Source organism: Flavobacterium rhizosphaerae (genome assembly GCF_046000445.1).
Classification (GTDB): Bacteria; Bacteroidota; Bacteroidia; order Flavobacteriales; family Flavobacteriaceae; genus Flavobacterium; species Flavobacterium rhizosphaerae.
This window is the reverse complement of sequence record NZ_JBELPZ010000008.1, coordinates 39,784-62,875: the sequence shown is the minus strand read 5'-3', so window position 1 is coordinate 62,875 and position 23,092 is coordinate 39,784. Positions and strand designations below refer to the sequence as shown.

The 23,092-nt window shown below is 40.7% G+C and carries 17 protein-coding genes and 2 pseudogenes; 10 read left to right on the top strand and 9 right to left on the bottom strand.

Annotated elements, in window-relative coordinates:
• Positions 1-3 precede the first annotated feature (3 nt).
• Positions 4-507 (bottom strand): hypothetical protein, encoded by a 504-nt coding sequence (locus ABS766_RS09250; RefSeq protein ID WP_408084859.1) that lies wholly within the window; start codon positions 505-507, stop codon positions 4-6.
• Between the two features lie 63 nt (positions 508-570).
• Between ABS766_RS09250 and ABS766_RS09245 the strand changes: the two genes are divergently transcribed.
• The 6 genes and pseudogenes from ABS766_RS09245 (at position 571) to ABS766_RS09220 (ending at position 11,755) form a co-directional block, all read left to right on the top strand.
• Positions 571-1,011, top strand: coding sequence for a nucleoside deaminase (locus tag ABS766_RS09245; protein WP_408084858.1), 441 nt, complete (start codon positions 571-573; stop codon positions 1,009-1,011).
• Positions 1,012-1,148: 137 nt separating this feature from the next.
• On the top strand, positions 1,149-6,656 hold the full coding sequence (locus tag ABS766_RS09240) for an alpha-2-macroglobulin family protein (protein ID WP_408084857.1): 5,508 nt from the start codon (positions 1,149-1,151) through the stop codon (positions 6,654-6,656).
• Between the two features lie 9 nt (positions 6,657-6,665).
• Positions 6,666-7,391 (top strand): annotated as a pseudogene (locus ABS766_RS09235) (SLATT domain-containing protein).
• Positions 7,375-9,735 (top strand): penicillin-binding protein 1C, encoded by a 2,361-nt coding sequence (gene pbpC, locus ABS766_RS09230; RefSeq protein ID WP_408084856.1) that lies wholly within the window; start codon positions 7,375-7,377, stop codon positions 9,733-9,735. Before ABS766_RS09235 ends, pbpC begins: the two are co-directional and overlap by 17 nt.
• 154 nt (positions 9,736-9,889) lie before the next feature.
• On the top strand, positions 9,890-10,861 hold the full coding sequence (locus ABS766_RS09225) for a 3-oxoacyl-ACP synthase III family protein (protein ID WP_408084855.1): 972 nt from the start codon (positions 9,890-9,892) through the stop codon (positions 10,859-10,861).
• 69 nt (positions 10,862-10,930) lie between these two features.
• Positions 10,931-11,755: an SDR family oxidoreductase gene (locus ABS766_RS09220; protein WP_408084854.1), complete on the top strand. Its 825-nt coding sequence runs from the start codon at positions 10,931-10,933 to the stop codon at positions 11,753-11,755.
• Here ABS766_RS09220 and ABS766_RS09215 read toward each other — a convergent pair.
• The 8 genes and pseudogenes from ABS766_RS09215 to ABS766_RS09180 all read right to left on the bottom strand — a co-directional run bounded on the left by ABS766_RS09215 (position 11,745) and on the right by ABS766_RS09180 (position 19,539).
• On the bottom strand, positions 11,745-12,926 hold the full coding sequence (locus ABS766_RS09215; RefSeq protein WP_408084853.1) for an MFS transporter: 1,182 nt from the start codon (positions 12,924-12,926) through the stop codon (positions 11,745-11,747). The genes ABS766_RS09220 and ABS766_RS09215 overlap by 11 nt on opposite strands.
• A gap of 52 nt (positions 12,927-12,978) precedes the next feature.
• Positions 12,979-13,182: pseudogene (locus ABS766_RS09210) on the bottom strand (YkvA family protein); the annotation flags it as partial.
• Positions 13,183-13,465: 283 nt separating this feature from the next.
• Positions 13,466-14,083, bottom strand: coding sequence for an HNH endonuclease (locus ABS766_RS09205; RefSeq protein ID WP_408084852.1), 618 nt, complete (start codon positions 14,081-14,083; stop codon positions 13,466-13,468).
• Complete coding sequence (locus tag ABS766_RS09200; protein WP_408084851.1) at positions 14,073-15,230, bottom strand: AAA family ATPase; 1,158 nt, start codon at positions 15,228-15,230, stop codon at positions 14,073-14,075. The genes ABS766_RS09205 and ABS766_RS09200 overlap by 11 nt, the downstream gene beginning before the upstream one ends.
• Positions 15,231-15,392: 162 nt before the next feature.
• Complete coding sequence (locus tag ABS766_RS09195; RefSeq protein WP_408084850.1) at positions 15,393-16,289, bottom strand: helix-turn-helix domain-containing protein; 897 nt, start codon at positions 16,287-16,289, stop codon at positions 15,393-15,395.
• A gap of 59 nt (positions 16,290-16,348) precedes the next feature.
• Positions 16,349-17,170, bottom strand: coding sequence for an SDR family oxidoreductase (locus tag ABS766_RS09190; RefSeq protein ID WP_408084849.1), 822 nt, complete (start codon positions 17,168-17,170; stop codon positions 16,349-16,351).
• Between the two features lie 120 nt (positions 17,171-17,290).
• Positions 17,291-18,853 (bottom strand): Rne/Rng family ribonuclease, encoded by a 1,563-nt coding sequence (locus ABS766_RS09185; protein ID WP_408084848.1) that lies wholly within the window; start codon positions 18,851-18,853, stop codon positions 17,291-17,293.
• Between the two features lie 389 nt (positions 18,854-19,242).
• Positions 19,243-19,539, bottom strand: coding sequence for an HU family DNA-binding protein (locus ABS766_RS09180; protein ID WP_408084847.1), 297 nt, complete (start codon positions 19,537-19,539; stop codon positions 19,243-19,245).
• 133 nt (positions 19,540-19,672) lie between these two features.
• Between ABS766_RS09180 and mutY the strand changes: the two genes are divergently transcribed.
• The 4 genes from mutY to gldD are packed head-to-tail and all read left to right on the top strand — an operon-like array spanning position 19,673 to position 23,082.
• A complete protein-coding gene (gene mutY, locus ABS766_RS09175; protein WP_408084846.1) occupies positions 19,673-20,710 on the top strand; it encodes an A/G-specific adenine glycosylase in 1,038 nt (345 codons plus the stop codon).
• A 39-nt stretch (positions 20,711-20,749) separates the two neighbouring features.
• A complete protein-coding gene (locus tag ABS766_RS09170) occupies positions 20,750-21,205 on the top strand; it encodes a single-stranded DNA-binding protein (protein ID WP_408084845.1) in 456 nt (151 codons plus the stop codon).
• Positions 21,206-21,232: 27 nt separating this feature from the next.
• Positions 21,233-22,516, top strand: coding sequence for a gliding motility-associated protein GldE (gene gldE / locus ABS766_RS09165; protein ID WP_408084844.1), 1,284 nt, complete (start codon positions 21,233-21,235; stop codon positions 22,514-22,516).
• Positions 22,513-23,082 carry a gliding motility lipoprotein GldD gene (gene gldD, locus ABS766_RS09160; protein ID WP_408084843.1) on the top strand — a complete coding sequence of 190 codons (570 nt, stop codon included), beginning with the start codon at positions 22,513-22,515 and terminating at the stop codon, positions 23,080-23,082. Before gldE ends, gldD begins: the two co-directional genes overlap by 4 nt.
• The last annotated feature ends 10 nt before the right edge of the window (positions 23,083-23,092 follow it).

Sequence of the window (23,092 nt, the reverse complement as noted above, 5' to 3'; positions counted from 1 at the left end):
AGATTATTCCGTTTCCGGTATGCTGTCTAAAGGGTAAATATCTACCGCTCCCATAAAATGGCCTTCGTTGTCTAAAGGCGGCGGCGGTGGCAACTCCTCCATTATAGTATCGCCCATAACTTCTTCCACAACGGTTGTATCAATATCCGCTAGGGTTACATTTTCAATTTTTTGTTTATTGCCTAAATCGTCACTACAGCTTAAAAGCGTGGTGCCCATGGTGAATAGAAGGGCAATCAGGAATATATTTCGAAACCTTGTTTGAGAAAACAATACCTCTTGTGGTATCCGGATGGTTATATTTTCAACCTGACTTTTATGCAAACGCCCGCAAATACTTTCACCTTTATGCGATTCAAGGTAGCTTTTAACTTCGGCATCTGTCATTCCGGAAAAGTCTATTACATTTTTGGCACAACTTTGGCAAAAACGGCCACTTTCAACAGGAGCCATGTTATCCCAGCCTTCATGACAGGGCGTGGGGATGGAAATTTTATATGTTTTCATACGTTGGAGGTTTAGGCAGTACAGATATAACGCAGTTAACCAGTGAAATAGTATATTTGCCGTATGGAAGCTGTTTTTACCGACGAATATTTTATGCGCCGCGCATTGGCCGAAGCACAGGATGCTTTTGATAAAGGCGAAATACCTGTGGGCGCCATAGTGGTAGTAAATAACCGCATTATTGCCAAAAGCCATAACCTTACCGAGTTGCTTACTGATGTTACAGCACATGCCGAAATGCAGGCTATTACGGCAGCCGCTAACTTTTTGGGAGGTAAATACCTTACTGATTGTACACTTTACGTAACATTAGAACCCTGCCAGATGTGTGCCGGAGCACTATACTGGAGCCAGATACCCAAAGTGGTGTATGGCGCGGCAGATACCCACCGGGGTTACCGGGTTATGGGCGGTAGGCTACACCCTAAAACCCAGGTGGTTTCGGGTGTTTTAGAGCGGGAATGCGGTGCTTTGGTAAAACAGTTTTTTAAACAGCGCAGATAAAAACAAAGTACCTTTTACCAAATTAAAAAAAATCTTCAAATTTTATTTCACAATGTGCAATATTTATAAGATATTGTAAGTTGTATTTACAGGCCAATCTGCCTTTCTCTCTGTTAACCATAAACCAAACCGTAATTATGAAAGTCTTCCGGCTGTTGCTGTGCTGCTCCCTGTCTGCATTGCTATTGTTTTCATGCTCAAAATCGGGCGAAGAATTTGATTCTGATTATACCCTTTACCGCGATTATATCACGGCTTTTTCTTCGGGTATCATTTCCACAAAAGACCCTATAAAAGTTTCACTTACCAATCCTGTCTCCGGATGGCAGCAGGGGCAGGAACTGGACCGTGCTTATTACAGCATTTCTCCTGATGCTGAGGGTAAGGTGGTATATATGGAAAACAACACCATTGCATTTAAACCAAAAGGAAAACTTAAGCAGGATACAGAGTATCGGGTAACGCTGCACCTTTCTAAATTTACGGGTGTGCCCAACCTACTGGCAGACTTTAACTTCAGGGTAAAAACCCTGAAACAGGATTTTTTGGTGCAAACGCAGGATTTGCAATCTTACAGCCGCGATGTACAATACCTTAACGCCACCCTTATGGCCAGCGATTACCTGCAGCCCGCTATTGCCAAAAAGCTGATAAAAGCAGAGCAGCAGGGCAAACAGCTGCCAATACGTTTTGATAATGTGGCTGGAGATGCCACAATGTTTAATTTTATTATAGACAGCATACAGCGCCTGCCGCAAAACAGTGAGGTTATAATCTCTTGGGATGGTAACCCTTATGACATAAAAAGCAAAGGCAGCCAGAAATTTGAAATACCGGGCAAAGACAATTTTAAGGTGGTTAGTATAGAAACCGCGTATGACGATAACAGCACACTGCTCATTAATTTTTCTGATCCTGTTAAAAAAGGGCAGGATTTTAGCGGGCTTATAGCAGTTGAAAGTATAGATAATTTAAAATATGCCGTAGAAGGTAACCTGCTAAAGGTGTTTTTTACTGATGCGCCAAGCGGTAGTTTCCAGATAGAGGTTTTTCAGGGTATAGAAAGTACCGAGGGCTTTAAAACAAAGGAAACTTATTCTCAAAATGTAACTTTTGAGCAGCTAAAGCCCGAAATACGCTTTTTAAAGAGCGGTACCATATTGCCGTCTTCCAATAACTTAAAAATCAACTTCCAGGCGGTAAACCTCGCTGCGGTTGATGTTACCGTATATCGTATTTTTGAAAATAATGTGTTGCAATTTCTTCAGGATAATAATATTGGCGACAGTTACAGCATGCGTGATGTTTCACTACCGGTGGCGCGTACCAAAATTGTTCTCAATAAAAATAAGCTTACCAATTACGGTAAATGGAACTCTTTTGCATTAGACTTATCTAAAATTATTGAGCCGGAACCCGGTGCAATTTATCACATACAAATGTCTATGCGGAAGTCATATTCACTATACAAATGTGGCGCCGATGATGCAGATAAAACATCTGATGAAAATGAAGGCGAAGACTATGAACAGGACGATGATTTTACCGAATATCATGATTACGGATACTACCCTTATGATTATGACTGGCGTGAGCGTGATAATCCATGCAGTAGCTCCTTTTTCTACAACCGTAGTATAGAAACCAATGTTTTGGCCAGTGATTTAGGGGTTATAGCGAAAAAAGGGGAGAACAACAGCTTTTTCTTTGCCGTAAGCAGTATTACAAGTACAAACCCTGTTGCGGGCGCCAATGTAGCTTTATACAACTATCAACAACAGAAATTGATTGAAGGGCAAACTGATAACGAGGGTACACTCACGCTTTCATCTGACAAGAAACCTTATTTTGCCGTGGTAAGCAAAGGTAAGAGCAAAACATACATTAAAATAGCCGATGGGTATTCGCAATCGGTAAGTAATTTTGATGTTGACGGCACCAAACTGCAAAAAGGCCTTAAGGGTTATATTTATGGAGAAAGAGGTGTATGGCGCCCGGGCGATACGTTGTTTATAGGTTTTATCCTTAACGATAAGCTATCTCAGCTGCCGGCATCGCACCCGGTTAAATTGCTTCTTAGCGACCCCAAAGGTAAAATGGCCTACCATGCAGTACAGAAAAGGAACGACAATAACCATTATAAATTTGTAGTGCCTACCGCACAGGAAGCCCCAACAGGAAACTGGGAAGCTATGGTAAGCGTTGGCGGGGCGCATTTTTATAAATCCATAAAAATAGAAACTATTAAGCCCAACAGGCTTAAAATAAAAAACAGCTTTGCAGGACAAACACTTTATGCTTCAGAAAAAAATACCGGTACTGTTGAGGTTACCTGGCTGCACGGCGCTATAGCCAAAAACCTGAAGGTAGAAATGCAGGCTAAATTCTTTAAGCAGAAAACAGCATTTAAGGGATATACTAATTATGTTTTTGATGATGTAGCGCAACATTTTGGCACGCAGGAAATAAATATCTTCTCTGGCCAGGTTGATGATAACGGTAAAGCGCAGGTAACCCTGGAACCCAAATTGGAAGTTCAGGCACCGGGTATGCTTAATGTAGCCATTATTACCAAAGCCTATGAAAAAGGCGGTGATGTAAGCACCGATGTTGTTACGGCCTCATACTCTCCTTATAAAGCGTATGCGGGGTTAAAAGTGCCCGAGGGTAATAAATACGGCATGCTGGAAACCGGAAAAAGCAACCGCTTTGATGTGGTTTCGGTAGATGATAAGGGCAAGCCCAAAGCATCACGCAAGCTTGATGTACGGGTGTATAAGGTTGACTGGCGCTGGTGGTGGTCTTCCGGGCCGGATGATCTTTCAGAGTACAGCTACGGTACTTCTACCACGCCGTATTATGCCACTACGGTGGTAACCAATGGCAGCAGCAAGGGGTCATTTACTTTTAAGGCAGACGAAAACGACTGGGGCCGTTACCTGATTCGGGTTACCGATCAGGAAAGCGGGCACTCTGCAGGAGAAACCGTTTTGATAGATTATCCATACTGGTCGGCAAACAACAGGAAAGGTGAAGGGGAAGAAGCCTCGATGCTTATGTTTACTTCGGATAAGCAAAAATATGCCGTAGGCGAAAAAGCAGAAATATCCTTCCCGTCCAGTGCAGGGGGCAGGGCATTAATTTCGCTGGAAAATGGCAGTGGCGTGGTAAAAACCTACTGGGCGCAAACCCAGAAAGGCGAAACAAAGGTGCAAATTCCGGTTACGGCAGAGATGGCGCCCAATGTATATATTTACATAACCCTTTTGCAGCCCCATGCCAATACCAAAAACGATTCGCCCATACGCCTTTACGGTATATTGCCTATTGAGGTAATAGATAAGTCAACCCTGTTGCAACCGCAAATTGCTATGGCCGATGTGCTTAAACCGGAACAGAAAACCAGTATTAAAGTAAGCGAAAAATCGGGCAGGGCTATGACATATACGCTGGCTATAGTTGATGATGGCCTGTTAGACCTTACCCGTTTTAAAACCCCTAATGCCTGGGATAGCTTTTTTGCCAAAGAGGCTTTGGGAGTAAAAACATTTGATGTATATGATGAGGTAATTGGCGCCTATGGCGGCAAGGTAAACCAGGCCTTTAGCATTGGTGGCGATGCCGACCTTGGTGGGGGCAAAGCCAAAAAAGCCAACCGTTTTAAGCCGGTAGTTATTTATATGGGGCCTTATACGCTGGGCAAAGGGCAAACCAAAACACACCAAATAAAACTGCCAAAATATGTAGGTTCCGTACGCACTATGGTAGTGGCCGCCAATACCAACGATAATGCCTATGGCAGCGCCGAAAAAACAACCCCGGTACGCAGCCCGCTTATGGTACTGGCTTCGTTACCCAGAAAAGTATCGCCGGGCGAAAAAGTAACCCTTCCGGTAACGGTGTTTGCTATGGAAGACCATGTTAAAAACGTAACGGTATCAGTAAAAACTAATAATGGTTTTCGCATTGCAGGAGAAGATAAAACGAATGTAAAATTTAGCAGGCCTGATGAAAAAGTAGCTTATTTTGACCTTGAAGCGGGAAGCGCAACCGGTATTGGCAAAGTAACGGTTACAGCCATATCCGGCGCAGAAAAAGCTACTTATGAGGTAGAGCTTGATGTTATGAACCCCAACCCGGTTACGGTAAACTACAAAGAAATGGTATTGCAGGCCAACAGCAACGGTACTATTGCATGGGAATCGTTTGGCGTGCCGGGTACCAACAAGGCTAAGGTTGAAGTATCTTCATTCCCATCAATAGATTTTAACCGCAGGCTTGATTATTTAATACGCTATCCGCATGGTTGCGTAGAACAAACTACAAGCGGTGCATTCCCACAATTGTACCTGGCAGATATAGCTGATGTGGATGAAAGCCGCAAAAAAAGCATACAGCGTAATGTTACGGCAGCTATAGAAAGGCTGTCGCGTTTCCAGTTGCCAGATGGGGGCTTTTCTTACTGGCCGGGCGAAACAGATGCAGACGACTGGGGTACCAGTTATGCCGGGCATTTTTATACAGAAGCAGAGAAAAAAGGGTATGTGTTGCCGCCAAATGCTAAAAAGCAGTGGATACAATACCAAAAAAGGCAGGCAAGGCAATGGCGTTTCAGTCCAGATTACCATAACGATTTTGCCCAGGCCTACAGGCTTTATACACTGGCGCTGGCGGGCTCACCAGACCTTTCGTTAATGAACAGGTTGCGCGAAACGGGCGGTATCAGCAATGAGTCTAAACTTCGCCTTGCGGCGGCTTATGCACTTGCGGGGCAAAAATCGGCTGGCGAAAAGTTACTGGCCAATACGGTTATAGATGATTATAACCAGCAGTACCGTTACTATTACTACGGCTCGGCTGACCGTAACCGTGCCATGGCATTGGAAACACTTTTGTTATTAAACCAAAAAGAAAAAGCATTTAAAGAAGCTATAAAACTGGCTAAAGATATGTCGTCTGATATGTGGATGAGTACCCAGACAACGGCTTACTGCCTGTATAGCATTAGCAAATTTGCTAAAATAAACGGGCAAAAGGGTATAAATGTATCGTTTACCAATAAGGGTAAAAACCAGAATATACAGACCCAAAAGGCTTTTGCCGACAGGGAACTGCAAATAGGCGAAAAAAACAGTATAGCATTGCAAAATAAAAACGATGCCGCCCTGTATGTAAAAGTGGTTTACAGTGGCGTATTGCCTGTAGGGCAGGAACAAACCGCTGAACGGGGGCTAAAAACCAACATAGTGTTTAAAGACAGGGCAGGTAAAACTATTGACCCCGGTAGCCTTGCCCAGGGTACCGAGTTTGTTGCCGAAGTTACTGTTACCAATACCAAAGGCGAGTTTGTAGATAATGTGGCGCTTACGCAGATTGTACCTTCCGGATGGGAAATTGTAAATACGCGCTTTACTGATTTTGGCAGTTTTGCTGAAAATAAAGCCGATTATATTGATATACGGGACGACCGTACCAACTTTTATTTTTCATTGAAAGGGCGTGAGAGTAAAACCTTCAGGATATTGCTTAATGCCAGTTATCCGGGCAGTTATTACCTGCCGGGCGTACAATGCGAGGCCATGTATGATAACAGCTTCCTTTCAAGGACAAAAGGCCGTTGGGTAAAAGTGGAAAAGCAATTGTAACATTTGCCTATGAGTGTAATACATAAAATAAAGAAACATTTTAGGGTCAAAGCTAGGGCTCGAAGAATCAAAAGGCTTAATTCTATAGCACCATATTTAAAAAAGGATTTTGGTGTTGAATTAAATTTTAAACTATGGGTTACAAAAGGTTCAAGGTTTCGGGCGAGTAGGAGAAATAAAATTCAGCACTCATTATCAAGTCAAACTCTAGAATATTTGGCAGTTTATCTTATAATTATAGGCTTATTAAGCGCATATAAGATAAAGGTCCCCGGCTTAGAGTATGAGCCTCATGTTGCCTTTTTAACAACATCAATATCAATTATAATTCTAAGCTATACTCATTTTGAAACTTCTAAAGAATATTCAATTAAGTCAGAAAAATTTCACTAATGCTCATTAGAAATAGGACAACTTTATAATAAATTAAGAATGGTGAAAACATTTGATTCTATTTTAGAGAAAGAGAAAGAAATAGCTAAGATTTCGGATAGATATGATAAAATTTTAATTAAGTATGATAATCATTATCCGATTGATTATGATATGTTTACAACAACTAAGCCGGATTATTTTAAATTATCTAAGTGTGATATTTTAACTATCAAAATAAGAAATTATATTATAGTGAGATTCAAATACGATCTATTTATATATGGTCCTCCTATCGTAATAGCCGGAATATTACTTTATAATATTCTATATCCTACAAGTATTAATGAAGTTACTAAATAAGATATTAGGATGGATAAAACGCAACAAAATCAAATCGGCTATAATTGCCGTGTTGCTGGTTTGGTATTATTTCTGCCTGCCCGCGTACTTATTTAAAGCACCCTACAGCACGGTGATAGAAAGTACCGAGGGTGATTTACTGGGTGCCCGCATTGCCCGTGACGGGCAGTGGCGTTTCCCGGCGCCTGATAGTATTCCGGATAAATTCAGGCAATGCATTGTATATTATGAGGATCAACATTTTTACAGCCATCCGGGCTTTAATCCGGTTGCCATAGTAAAGGCTGTCCGGCAAAATAGTAAGGCCGGGCATGTGGTGCGTGGGGGCAGCACGCTAACCCAGCAGGTTATCCGCCTGAGCCGTAAAGGCCAAAAGCGCAGCTATTTTGAAAAACTGGTTGAGCTGATTTTAGCCACCCGGCTGGAACTTCGCGAAAGCAAAACGGCTATATTAAAACTCTATGCTGCCCATGCCCCGTTTGGCGGCAATGTAGTAGGGATTGATATGGCTTCGTGGCGGTATTTCGGGGTGCAGCCGCACCAGCTATCGTGGGCAGAGAGCGCTACCCTTGCGGTGCTGCCCAATGCGCCAAGCCTAATCTATCCCGGTAAAAACCAGCAGATACTGCGCACCAAGCGTAACAGGCTCCTCAAAAAACTGTTTGAGAATAAAGTTATAGATAAAACTACATACGAATTAAGCATTGAAGAAAACCTGCCCGAAAAACCTTTTGAGTTACCCCGCACGGCCCCGCACCTGTTACAGCACATAGCTAAAACCAAAGAAGGGCAGCGTATAAAAACAACCATACAGGCTACCCTGCAATACCAGGCTAACCAAGTGGCCACGCGCTATTATAACGAGTATCGCCAAACACAGATTTATAACCTGGCCATTTTGGTGGTAGATGTGCATACACACAATATACTGGCCTATGTGGGCAATTCGCCTACCGACAGGGCACACCAGAAAGATGTGGATATTATACCCGCACCCCGCAGTACCGGTAGCATACTAAAGCCATTTTTATATGCTGCAATGCTTGATGCCGGGGAGATGTTGCCCAATACCCTGCTGGCCGATGTACCAACACAAATTTCGGGGTTTAGCCCAAAAAATTATGAGCCTACTTATGATGGGGCAGTTCCGGCAAGTGAAGCCCTGGCGCGTTCGCTTAATATACCCGCAGTGCTTATGCTGAGGGATTTTGGGGTGCAGCGCTTTTATGATCAGTTACAAAAATACCGCCTCAGGGATATTAACCAAAGGCCTGACCATTACGGGCTTTCTTTAATTTTGGGCGGCGCCGAGAGTAACCTTTGGGACCTTTGCCGCACTTATGCGGGCTATAGCGGCACGGTAAATTATTTTACCGCCCACCAGGCAAAATACCGCACTAATGAGTTTGCAGAACTCAATTGGGATACTGCCACCATACCCAATTTTGGCAAAGAGGTATTTGATGCGCCGCAAATAGGTGCCGGAAGCATTTGGCTTACTTATAACGCGATAAAAGAAGTAAACCGCCCGCTTGAAGATGAAGCCTGGAAATATTATGACTCTGCGCGTGAAATAGCATGGAAAACCGGCACCAGTTTTGGTGGCCGTGATGCCTGGGCCATAGGCACCAATCCCCATTATGTGGTTGGGGTATGGGTAGGCAATGCTTCAGGAGAGGGCAGGCCGTCATTAACCGGGGTAGGCAATGCAGCCCCCATATTGTTTGATGTATTTAACCTGCTGCCACGGCAAAAATGGTTTAGCAAACCGCTTAATGATTTGCAGGAAGCAGATGTTTGCGCCATAAGCGGCCATTTGGCGGGGCCTAACTGCCCGGTGAGCAGGCAATGGATTCCCTTAACCGGAAATAAAACCCTGAGTTGCCCTTATCACAAAGCCATACACCTTGATGCTACAGGTATGTACCGTGTTAACAGCAGTTGCGAAGAAGTAGGCAATATGGTGACCCAAACCTTGTTTGTGCTGCCCCCGGTTATGGAGTGGTATTACAAGAGCCTGCACATAAACTACCGTACATTGCCGCCGTTTAAAGAAGGTTGCAGTGAAACATCCGGTGTGTATATGGATTTTATCTATCCTAATAATAACGCCAAAATATACCTCACCAAAGATTTTAACGGACAGGTGCAGCCGGTTATTATGAAAGCGGCCCATACTAAAAACAATGCACGGCTGTTTTGGTACCTGGATAAAGAATATCTGGGCACTACGCAAACCTACCACGAAATGCCTGTTAAGGCACAGACAGGCACTTATATCATAACTGTGGTAGATGAAGCAGGAAACGAAATACGCAGGAAAATAGAAATAGTGAATGAGTAAAATTTGCTTTTGTAATCCGTATTTTTAAGAATATGTATTATGGGGTGTATTTTTTTAATAATACATCGGGTTTAAATTAAAATTTAGTTACTTTTACTTTTCACTTTTTGACGGACAACCGCCTGAAAACAGCGGTAGCAAAAGAAATAGAAGTATGCCAAACGTGTTTATAAAAGGAACCGGCTCTTATGCACCGGAGAATACTGTTAAAAATAGTTTTTTTGAAAAAGTAGGCTCATCAGACGAGTGGATATATGACAAGTTGGGAATACGTGAGCGGAGAATATCTACAGGGGAAACCACAAGTGACCTTGCCTCTCAGGCAGCGCTCAGGGCTCTTGAAGATGCAGGCCTTACCGCTAATGATATAGACCTTTTAATAGTAGCAACGGCTACTCCAGACAGGCTTGCGCCATCATGCGCCTGCTTTGTTCAGGATAATATAGGGGCTTCAAAAGCCGTGGCATTTGATATTTCTGCGGTATGTTCCGGCGCACTGTATACCATAACAGTGGGCATACAGTTTATAAAATCGGGCATGTATAAAAATGTACTGGTTATAGGTGCGGACACTTTTAGTACCATAACCGACTGGGAACGCCGTGATTCGGTTTTCTTTGGTGATGGTGCCGGAGCACTGGTATTATCGGCAACCGAAGAAGATAAAGGTTTTATTGATGTATTACTGCATTCTGACGGTACCGGTAAAGAGCATTTTACCATCCCGGCCGGAGGTTCTGAAAAACCTACTTCAGAAGAAACCATAAAAAACCGGGAACATTACTTTGTAATGAACGGTAAAGAAGTATATAACACTGCTGTTGAGGTAGTGCCAACATGTATAAATGAGATATTGCAACGCAATAATATTGAGATAGATGCAGTAGATTTTATGATTCCGCACCAGCCCAGTATCAGGATACTTGAGGAGATAGCCCGCAGGGTGGGGATGCCTTTTGAAAAGGTAAAAACCAATATGGACCGCTATGCTAATACATCAGGCGGTACCATACCCATAGTGCTGGATGAAACCCATAAAAATGGCGATTTTAAGCCGGGTGACCTGTTGCTTTTTGCAGCGGTAGGTGCCGGGTGGACCTGGGGTACTGCACTATATAAATGGTAAAATCGTTCACAATTTGTACAAAAATTATACACGTGGTGTGAAACAAAACAAACAAGCAATTTTCAATATATGTTTAACGGACAGACTTTTTTAATAACCGGTATAGCCGACGAAAATTCACTGGCCATGTATGTGGCAAAACAGGTTAAAGCCAATGGCGGTAATGTTATATGTACCGGCCTGGGGGTAACCCAATTTCATAAGGGTTTATCAGAAAAAGCTAAAGCATTTTTAGATAAAAACCATGATGATTTTATTGAGGCTGTAAACAATGGGCTTGGCAGTGATACCGTAACTGAAGTGCTTGATGTTACCCTTGATGAAAATATTGAAGATTTTGCCCGTTCGTTAAAAGAAAAAGGCATAAAGCTAAACGGATTCCTTCATGCTATTGCCATGGATAAAACCATACGCGGCAAAGAGGTAAAACCACTTTTAGAAGTTACCAAAAATGAGTTTTGCGATACTATGGAGGTATCGGCCTATTCGCTGATACGCCTAAGCTACTACCTGTTAAAATATGAGGTATTGCAACCCGGCTCATCCATCTGCTCATTAAGCTATATTGCCGCGCAAAAGGTAACCTTCCACCCGTACCGCAACATCAGTATTGCCAAAGCGGCTTTAGAACGCATTACTATAGAGCTGGCAGACGAACTGGGCCGCAAAAACGGTACCCGCGTTAATGCCATACGCTTTTCGCCCTATATGGGTAGTAAAGCAGGTAATGCCACCCTTACCCAACAGGATTATGATACTTCAAACAAAATAAGCCCATTAGGCAATGCAGGTCCGCAAGACCTTGCCGCCGAAGTGGTACACCTGTTTCGCCCCGGCTCTAAAATTACAGGGGAGATACGCCATGTAGATGGTGGTTATAATATTATGGGGTAACAGTTTCCGTTTTTCTCCGGTTACTGTAAAAAAGCATAAATACAAGCCCGGCAAGGGCAATTACAGCGGCAGCATACATAATTTCGGGTATGCGTGTTATGGTATCAGCATAATACCAGCCCGAAAATAAGGCACCCAGGCCTATACCGGCTTCTAATGCCATATACATAGTAGCTACGGCTTTGCCACGATGATCCGGATGGCTCATGTCTACCGTCCATGCATTAAGCGCCGGAGAGAGTACACCCTGTGCAATACCATACAGTGCCGCGCTGGCCATAAGCCCGTAAAAAGTTGTGGTATACCCGGTAAATAATAGTGCAAGTAACAGCAAAAACACCCCTGTTTTTATTACCCTGATGCGTCCATATCGGTCAGAAGCCTTTCCGGCAACAAAACGTATAAGCAGCGAGGCTATCGTAAAGGCCATAAAATAAAGCCCTTTATTGGCAATGCCGAGATGTTCGGTTTTATCAGGTATGAGCGTGAGTATGGCGCCATACCCTACGTAAGACAGAAATACCATTAACGCAACGGGTAAAACCTCTACCGCTATAATATCCTTCCGTGAAATTTTAAGCAATCTTGGATGAAATTTTTGCTTTTTTACCAGTGTTTCCTTCATATTCATCAGGATGATGATAGAAAGCAGCGCAAAAGCCGATGAGGTATAAAAAAGCACATCTATAGAAAAGCGCAGGGTAATGTAGCTGCCTATTGCCGGGCCTACCGCCATGCCGGTGCTAAACGCCAGCCCGTGTATGCCCATTGCTTCGCCCCACCGTTCTTTAGGAGCAACATCGGCTACATAGGCCGAGGTTGCTGTGGGTTTAAACCCGGTAGAAAAGCCGTGTAGCAGGCGTAAAAATAAAAATCCGGCCACACTGCCCAGTATAGGGTATAAAAAGCCGCATATAAAGCAAACGGTGCTGCCAAAAGCCATAACAGGCACACGCCCTACAGTATCGGTAAGGCGGCCGCTAAACGGCCTTGACAATCCGGCAGTAAGGGTAAACAGTGCAATAATAAGCCCTTTATATTCTGCCCCGCCCAGGCTGCTCAGGTAATTGGGCAACTCCGGTATCAGCATGTTAAAACTGGCTGAAAACAGCAGTGAGCTAAGGCACAACAGGCCAAACTGAAGGTTGTATATTGGGTGTTTGCTACGCATATAAGCGTGCAAAGCTACTCAAAACGTTTTTGAAGGGCAACCCGGCAGCGTGTTATTCGGCAGAAAGTGTGATGTCGGGGTTTTCTTGTTTCCACTTTTTGTATTTATCTACTTCAGTACCGGCCAGTTTAAGGCAAAAGGCAAATACCGAGGCATCATCTAAAAAACCCGCAACGGGAATAAAATCGGGTATGGCATCTATAGGTATAAGTACATAGAGCAATGCTGCGCCAATAGCCGATATAATATGCCAGGGTACGTTTTTATAATTTCCTTTGGCATAATCTTTAATCATGCCGAACATCAATTTAAAGTCGGCCAAAAAAGCAGATAATTTTTCATTACCTGTAAATTTAGCTTTGAGCAGTGCTTCTTTGCTTATAAGTTTGGTAAGGTCTTTTACAGAAAATTTCCCCTGCTTTTTATCCAGTTCCTTCTTTGCCTGTCTTTCTGAAAAGTTTTTCATCTACTGTGAAATTTACTCTAAGGTATGGAAAATTATAGAATTTATTTTTAAATTAAAAATAATAGATTCCGCATTAAATTTTTGTAAGCAATACAAATAGTATTTGTCTTATTTGAGTCTTAATTTTGTCTGATAGATTAATGATATTTCCTCCCTGCGCGCGATTAATATTTTCTATTTCAAAATCCTTTAAGTTAAAATAATTGTAAGTAAAATGTCCCTTTGAACTATTTTCAATAACTCGATACTTGGTGTACTTATTTTTACCATATTGATACACATTTAAATTTAAATGTTTTAAGTATGTATCTAAATTTGGATGGATAATTTTATAATGATTACTTTTAAAATAATCAGTACCCATAGCGGTTTCATCAATAATAAAGTCGGTATTTTCATTTTTGTATTGCATGTTACATCTTTTGCAAGATATATTCAAATTTAAAGGTTCATACGTCAAATCTTTAAATTTTCCTTTAGGTAAAATATGCTCAATATCAATGACCATACGAAATTCACCTTTAAAATTTCTATTGCAATAGCAGCATGCTAGCTCAGGTAGATCTAAAAAATAATCTTTGATGCGTTTACGTAAATCTTCTAAGTCGTCATCTTTCCATAAGTTATAATTATCTTTACATTTAACCAGTTGTATGTCTTGTAAGTCCTTTTCGGTTAATTTAAAACTCATTACTTTCCGCATTAATAATTTGACGACCAACAGCTTTAATTTCTTCTAAAACTCTTTTTTGATTTTCATCAAAACAATCTCTTATAATTCTATTGATTATAATTTCGAAGTTTTCAATATCCATTTTTTCATTAGAGAGAAGATTTAAATATCTTATTAAATGCTCAGATAAAAACCTATTTTCTGGTGTTGCGACATTGAAATATCTAAATAAAATTTCTTCAATATTTAAAGGTTCTTTTTTTTGAAGTTCAAACATTTCACCATTTGACTTAAATGTTTTAGTTTGAGGGAAATTACTTTCAGAGCCACTAATAATTATTGGAGAATGTGTAGCAAGGACAATTTTAGGATTATATAAATAAAATAATTCTAAAAGCTTTTTAGTATAATCTGACTGCCATTTAGGATGGAGACTATTTTCAGGTTCATCAACAATTATTATATAATTACTTTGTATTACTGAAGAAATGTAAATTAATATACTTATAACAGTTAACTCACCTGAACTAGCACCGTATAATGGTATAGATTTTTGATTTTTTTCAAAATAAAAATTAATTTCTCTAACAAGGTTAATTTCTTTGAATTTTTTATAGAATTTAAAAATGTTGAGGAAATATAAATCTACTATATCATAAAAATTCTTTTGAGAAAAATCTATCCAAATAACTTCGCTCTCTAACTGTCTTGTAAAATATCTATTTATAATAAAACGGTAAATATCAAGTTCTTCATTGGATAACTGATTCAAAATATTTTCATTTCGCATATTTTTCAAAACAAAAGTAATTTTAAATCCTACACGTGGCGAGTAGCCTACATAATCAAGTATATTGGCAATAGTCCTAGAGTGTCGGGTGTCTTTTTCATTAAAATTGACAAGTGATTGATGAAATATATTCTTAACTAAAGATCTTCCTCGATTTGATTTTAAAATATAAGCTTTATTGCTCTTAAAGTTAAATTTGTCGTGGATTGTATTGGCTATTGCAATAACAGGGATATTGTTATATGAATAATGTTTTAGAATATCAGATAGAAGTGTGCTTTTACCGCTTCCATTTTCACCAATTAGAATATTAATATCGTCAGTATTGTTAAATTCTATATTAGATAGTTCATCGGGTAAATTAAAATTCAGCATTATAATCAAATAGGTTGGTTTAAGTAAAAATAATAATTTATAAGATGATTACACAAAAAAACCGCCCCAATAATTTATTGAGGCGGTTTTGTTATTCTGATACTTTGACAGCGGTCTTTCTAAAAATTACCCTATTAATTGTATAAAGCTGTACTTTTTAGGCTAATTCAAAAACTGTTTACGATATTCCACCGGGCTAAAACCGGTTTCTTTTTTAAACAGCCTCGAAAAATAGGGCGGATTTTCAAACCCCAGGCGGTAAGCGGTTTCTGCAACTGTTTTTTGAGGTTCCTGTAACAGGTTTTTAGCTTCGCCAATCAAAAATATATGGATAAGCTCTAAGGCGGTTTTCCCGGTCTCCTGCCGAAGCAGGTCACTAAGGTAGCGCGTAGAAGTAGCAAGTGCATCAGCCATTGCTTTTACAGTAGGTAGCCCATTAGTTTGCAAAAGGCCTGTGTCCAGATACGATGTAAGCAGGCTGTTAAACTTAGATACTGTAACGCCTGAAAGTTCACTACGGTTTATAAATTGCCGTTTGTAAAACCGTTGAGAATAATTTAGTATGGAATCTATATGGGTAAGGATTATATCGCGGCTGTATTCATCCTGTGTGCCATTGTTTTCATTCTCAATTTTAAAATACAATTCCCAGATAATATCTTCTTCACGAGGCGTCAGGTGCAACGCTTCGTTAACTTCATAGTCAAAAAATCCGTATTTTTTAATGTCATTGTGCAGGCTGTGCCCGTTAAGGTAATCCTTATGGATGTAAATGATGAAACCTTTTTCTTCAAGCTCCAAGTCCCTTATCTCTACAATCTGGTTAGGTTTAATAAAGGAAAGCGATCCGTTTTCATGGTCATATTTTGTACGTCCGTAATTAATAACTCCTGCTTTCCATTTTTTAAACATAATAGTATAAAAGTCAGATGTAAAAGCCCCTTCGCCTATTTTACAACCCTTTAGCCTTTCGCATAGTATAAGGCCTAACAGGGGGTTTTCAGGTGGCGGGCAGCCGGTATCACGGCTCAGTTGTATAATGCTGCTGTAGTGTTTCATAAAAAAAGTATGCAGTGCCTGCACATGCTGGCACTGCCCTAAAGTTATAAATTTAATAATTAATTTCCATGTGCAGCTATAGCTACATCATTCCACGCCTCCCATTCTGCAATACGGCTTTCATAAACCTGTTTTGCCCAGGGAAGCGTATGTTTACCAAGAAATAAGCGTAATGGTGGGTTTTCGGCATCAACAAGTTTTAATACAGCATCTGTTGTAGCTGCAGGATCACCAAAAAGTCCTTCCTGGCTTCCGGTTTCAGAAAATGCCTGTCGCACACCATCATAAATTTCCATGGGAGCACTTTGTGCAGCGCTTGCACCGCCCCAGTCGGTACTGTATCCATTAGGTTCAATTAAAGACACATTAATGCCGAACTGCTTTACTTCCTGCGCCAACGATTCGCTAATACCTTCAACAGCCCATTTAGAGGCGTTGTATATTCCCAGTAACGGCAATGTTACTATACCTAATACGCTGCTTACCTGTATTATGTGGCCATGCCCTTGTTCGCGCATTATAGGTAAAGCCGCCTGGGTAATCCAAAGCAAACCAAATACATTTGTTTCAAACTGGTTACGGGCTTCGGCTTCGGTGGTTTCTTCTATGGTACCAAAAAGGCCATATCCGGCATTGTTTATCACTACATCAAGGGTGCCAAAATGTGCTTTTGCCTTAGCGATGGCAGCAAAACTATCAGCACGGTTATTTACATCCAGTTGCAGCGGTAAAATGTTATTACCATATTGAGATACTAAATCATTAAGGTCTTTAAGGTTACGTGCAGTTGCCACTACATTGTCTCCGCGTTTTAAAAAGGCTTCTGCCCAAAGTTTACCAAAACCGCGTGAAGCACCTGTAATAAATATTGTTTTTGACATTACTTTATATTGTTTAAAATTATAAAGCAAAGTTATGTCGGGTATAGTATTTCTGCCTTATACAAAAATGCACATTACTGATACAAAAAAACCGCCCCAATAAATATTGAGGCGGTTTTGTTATTCTGAAACGTTGATAGCTTTGCCTGCGCTATCGTAAAAATGGTATTCTAAATACGTGTAAGCGTCACGAGGTATAATTTTTACCCATTTTTTATGCTCTAAATACCATTTAGCGCGAAGGGATGGAAAACCCTTTGTAAGGTATGCAGCTACAAAAGGATGTGCATTAAGCATAACTTTTTTGTGGTTGCGGATAATTCTTTCAAGGTCGGCCGTTATGCGGTCTACTACCAGTATAGGCGCTTCAATTTCGCCATTCCCGTTATTGGGGTCTTCTTCCCTGGTTTTAATGTTTACCTCAGGCCTAACCCGTTGCCGTGTAATTTGCACAAGGCCAAATTTACTCGGAGGCAGGATCTTATGTTTTGCTTTATCGTCGCTCATTTCCTGTTTAAGAAAATCATAGAGCTTTTTGCGGTTTTCTGGATTGCCCATATCTATAAAGTCAATCACAATAATACCGCCCATATCCCTAAGGCGTAATTGCCGTGCCACTTCGGCTGCAGCAATAAGGTTTACCTCAAGGGCAGTATCTTCCTGGCTAAGTGCTTTGTTAGAGCGGTTGCCGCTGTTAACATCTATAACATGCATGGCTTCGGTGTGCTCAATAATAAGGTAAGCACCCTTACTCATAGATACTGTTTTGCCAAACGAGGTTTTAATTTGCCGTTCAATATTATATTTTTCAAATAAAGGCAAATCCCTGTTTTGGTATAGTTTCACGATATTCGCTTTTTGCGGGGCTATCTCCTGCAGATAGTCCTTTGTTTGGTAAAACAGGTCTTCATCATCTACATAAATACCGGTAAAGCTGTCGTTAAACACATCACGTAGTATAGAAGACACTTTGTTTACCTCTCCCAGCACTTTGCTGGGATGATGGGCACCGGGGATACGCTTGCACATCCCTGCCCATTTGTCTAACAGATTCTGGAGGTCTTTATCCAGTTCTGCCACTTTTTTCCCTTCGGCTACGGTGCGCACAATTACGCCGAAGCCTTTTGGCCTTATAGACTGTACCAGTCTTTTTAGGCGGTCTTTTTCGTCTTTCGATTCAATTTTTTGCGATATAGAAATACGGTCGCTAAAAGGCACCAGCACCACATAACGCCCGGCCAGCGAAAGTTCGCTGCTTATGCGTGGGCCTTTGGTGCTTATTGGTTCTTTTACCACCTGTACCAGTATAGACTGGTTAGAGCTGAGTACATCGCCAATAGCCCCGTTTTTGTCTATTTCTTTCTCGAAAGGGAAATTTTTAAGGGAGTAATCTTTTAATTTACCTGCGCTTACAAGTTTTATAAATTTCATAAGGCTGGCAAGGTTTGGGCCAAGGTCATGGTAATGTAAAAAGGCATCTTTTTCAAAGCCTACATTTACAAAAGCCGCATTTAACCCGGCAACCGGTTTACGTATTTTGGCAATAAAAATATCGCCTACGTTAAACAGGTTTTTCTTATCCTGCTCATCTTTATCCTTATGTAATTCTATTAGTTTTCCATCTTTTAATAAGGCAAAATCTACGGTTTCAGAACCAGATCGAATAATCAATTCTTTGTTCACACTGTACATTTTTATCCGCCTACAGTTTGCAGTTTACAGTTACAGTTTACAGGTATTAGCTGTTAGCTGTTGGCTGTTAGCTGAAAGCTTAAAAGCAGATGGATTAAACAATAATTTACAGGCATACATTTACCTGAAGGTTTCCGGCTTTTTTTATATTTTAAAACCACAGGCTGTTATAAAACAGGCTTTGGTGTTTAAGCAATGTAAAACAGGAACCCTTTAATTTCAAAGAACTTAACTTTAAAAAAAGAAAAAGTAGTTGTACACTACTTTTTCTTTTTGTGACGGTTTGCTCTTGCTCTCTTTTTACGTTTGTGAGTAGCTACCTTATGTCTTTTCCTTTTTTTACCACTTGGCATAATTGTAGAAAATTTTGTGGTTAATAATTAGTTTGTTTTAACTTCGGTATTCGTTTTAACGCCGTCAACAAATATTTTGGCTGGCTTAAATGCCGGAATGTTGTGAGCAGGTATTTTAATGGTGGTATTTTTGGATATATTCCTACCAGTTTTTTCAGCACGTGTTTTGATGATGAAACTTCCAAAACCCCTTAAGTAAACGTTATCTCCGGTTTCCAGTGAGCTTTTTACTTCCTCCATAAAAGACTCAACTGTTGCCTGCACATCACCTTTCTCAAGTCCAAGCTTTTCAGAAATTTTCGCTACAATGTCTGCTTTCGTCATTTTTTTAAAAATTTATATTATTGTGTATTTTTTTTGAGTGTGCAAATATAACAATTAAAAAAACAATAATTCAATGTTAACGCATTAAAATTTAATAACATAAACTTTTACATTTGCAAACCTCTACTGCATTATGAATTTTTCTAAGTCTTTAATACAATGGTTTTTACACAATAAGCGTGATTTGCCCTGGCGAAAAAATACGTATCCGTACCCGGTGTGGCTTTCAGAAATCATGCTGCAGCAAACGCGTGTAGCACAGGGGATGCCTTATTTTTTACGTTTTATAGAAGCATTTCCAACCGTGCAGGACCTTGCCGATGCGCCCGAAGAAAAAGTGCTTAAGCTATGGCAGGGCCTGGGTTATTATTCACGAGCCCGCAACCTGCACGCTACGGCAAAAGAAATAGCCTATACCCTTAACGGGAATTTTCCGCCGGATTATAAAGGCCTCCTAAAACTCAAAGGGGTAGGAGAGTATACTGCCGCTGCTATCGCCTCTATAAGTTATGGTGAAGCAGTGCCGGTAGTAGACGGCAATGTTTACCGCGTGCTTGCCCGTATATATGGTGTTGATACAGATATTGCCTCGCCCGGGGCAAAAAAGCAGTTTACGGCGCTGGCAGCCTCTCTTTTACCACCAAGGCAAGCAGCAGATTTTAACCAGGCCATGATGGAGTTTGGGGCATTGCAGTGCGTGCCCAAAAAGCCCGATTGTAAAGCCTGCATATTTAATACTGACTGTGTAGCATTTACTACAGGGCGGGTGCAGCAACTGCCGGTTAAGCTAAAAAAGCAAAAAGTAACCAACAGGTTTTTTAATTATTTGGTGGTGAAGGATGTGTTGGGTAATACACTTATGTACCGCCGAGACGGTAAAGGTATATGGCACGGCCTTTTTGATTTTCCGTTGGTTGAAACCCCTGTGCAGACCGATGATGCCCAAACAATTGCCCTTATAAAAAGCACGCTTGATTTTGCTCCGCAAACTATAAAGCGTATTACTGATGAACCGGTGATACACAAGTTATCTCACCAAAAACTGCATATTCATTTTTGGGAGGTTACCACTGGCCAAACCTTGCCAAATGGTATTGATTTACAACAGGCTATGCTGCTTCCGGTGCCCATTGTACTCCACATTTTTATGGAGAAACATTGGAAGGCATAATTATATTTATTACATTTGGTTAAATACAACGGTTAGTACATGAACGGAACGATAAATAAGGTGATATTGGTAGGGCATTTGGGTGATGATGTAAAGCTCCATTATTTTGAAGGGGGTAATTGCATTGGCCGTTTTCCGTTGGCAACCAACGAGGTTTATATTAATAAACAAACCAACGAAAAAGTAACTTCAACCGAATGGCACAACCTTGTAGTGCGTAATAAAGCCGCCGAGATTTGCGAAAAATACCTGAGCAAAGGCGATAAAATTTATGCCGAAGGCCGTATAAAATCGCGCCAGTGGCAGGGCGAAGACGGCGCTATCCGTTATACTACCGAAATACAGGTAACAGAGTTTACCTTTTTAACCACTAAAAAAGATACAGAAAACAAACAGGGCGGATATGCACCAGCAGCCAGTGAGCCACAAGCCAGAAACAGTGGTTATGATATGCAGAATATTCCTGCGGCTGAAGATGATGACCTGCCTTTTTAATTATTTGTTTAAGTAATACCCTTAGTTTTGGACCCCGGCCCCGAAAGTTATTTTATAATTGATTACGACCTTATATTGGGATTTGCAGGAATAATTTTTCTGCTTGCACTCTCTGCACTCATGTCTGGTACCGAGGTAGCTGTTTTTTCACTTACGGATGATGACCTTGAAAAAATAAAATCTTCAACACCAAGAAAAGGCAGCATTATAGCCTCTCTTTTAAATAAGCCTAAAAAACTGCTTGCTACGGTAGTTATTGCCAATACAGTAATCAACATCTCTATAATACTACTGTTTTTCCGTTTAAACTCTTTTTCTGCCATAAGTGTGCCTGCTTTGCGTTTTACCGCAGAAGTAGCCCTTGTTACTTTGCTTATATTGTTGTTTGGTGAGGTTGTACCCAAAGTATATGCCGGGCGCAACAACCGTATTTTTGCCATAACTATGGCCTGGCCGTTGTTTGTACTAAGCCGGCTGCTTGCCCCTATAAGCATACCCATGCGGGAGATTACGCTGTGGCTGCATAAAAAATTTGGCAAACGCAGGTCTGATTTTTCAGTAGACAGGCTTTCTCAGGCGCTTGAACTTGCCCAATACTCTGATGCCACGGCTGAAGAGCAAAAAATGTTTGAAGGTATTGTTTCATTTGGCAATACTGAAGCCAAACAGGTTATGAGTCCGCGTATTGATATTTTTTCGCTTGATATAGAAGAAACCTTTAGCGATATTTTTCCTAAAATAGTAGAAAAAGGATTTTCCCGCGTGCCTATATACCGAGAGAATATAGACAGTATTGTGGGGGTTTTGTTTATTAAAGACCTGATACCCTATATAGAAGAAAAAGAATTTGAATGGCAAAAACTGATGCGCGACCCGTTTTTTGTACCCGAAAACAAAAAACTGGATGATTTGCTTAAGGAATTCCAAACCATGAAAAACCACCTGGCAGTGGTAGTTGATGAATATGGGGGCACATCCGGAATTATATCTCTGGAGGATATACTGGAAGAGATTGTGGGCGATATAAGTGATGAGTTTGATGATGAGGATATTATTTACAGCCGCATAGATGAGAAAAACTTTTTGTTTGAAGGTAAGATAAGCCTTAAGGATTTTTACCGTATTACAGATGTTGAAGAAGGTGTTTTTGAAGAAATGCGGGGAGAGGCCGAAACCCTGGCAGGGTTCATTTTAGAGCTTTCTGGGAATTTTCCTAAAAAAGGACAAAAAATTAATTTTAACGGCAATATCTTTACCGTAGAATCAGTTGATAAAAGAAGGATAAAACAAATTAAGTTTACACTTAAATGACCGTAAAAAAAGTAACCATAAAGTACCTGCTTATTACAATTACTGTGCTTACCCTTGTCGCATGTGGTAATGAAAGCACCCCTAAGCCCGAAGCGTATTTAAGATTGGATTACCCTATGGGTACCTACCAGCTTTTTAAAAACGACTGCCCGTATAGTTTTGCCTATAACTCTCTCTCTAAAGTGGAAGAAAAAGAAGGCTGCAATCTTGATATTGTATACCCTAAAATGAAGGCTACTATTTATATGACGTATAAGCCTGTAAATAATAACCTTGAAAAATTATTAAGGGATGCCGAAAAACTTACTTATGAGCACGTAATAAAAGCCGACGAGATACACACACAACCATATATTAACAGGGATAAAAAAGTGTATGGCATGTTTTCTCAGGTGGGGGGCAATGCCGCAACAAATGCACAGTTTTATTTAACCGACAGCGTACACCATTTTGTAACCGGTTCATTGTATTTTTATGCCAAGCCTAATTTTGATTCTATTATGCCGGCAGCCAGTTATATTAAAGAAGATATGCGCAATATTATTGAGACCCTGAAATGGAAATAAAAAAATGCAG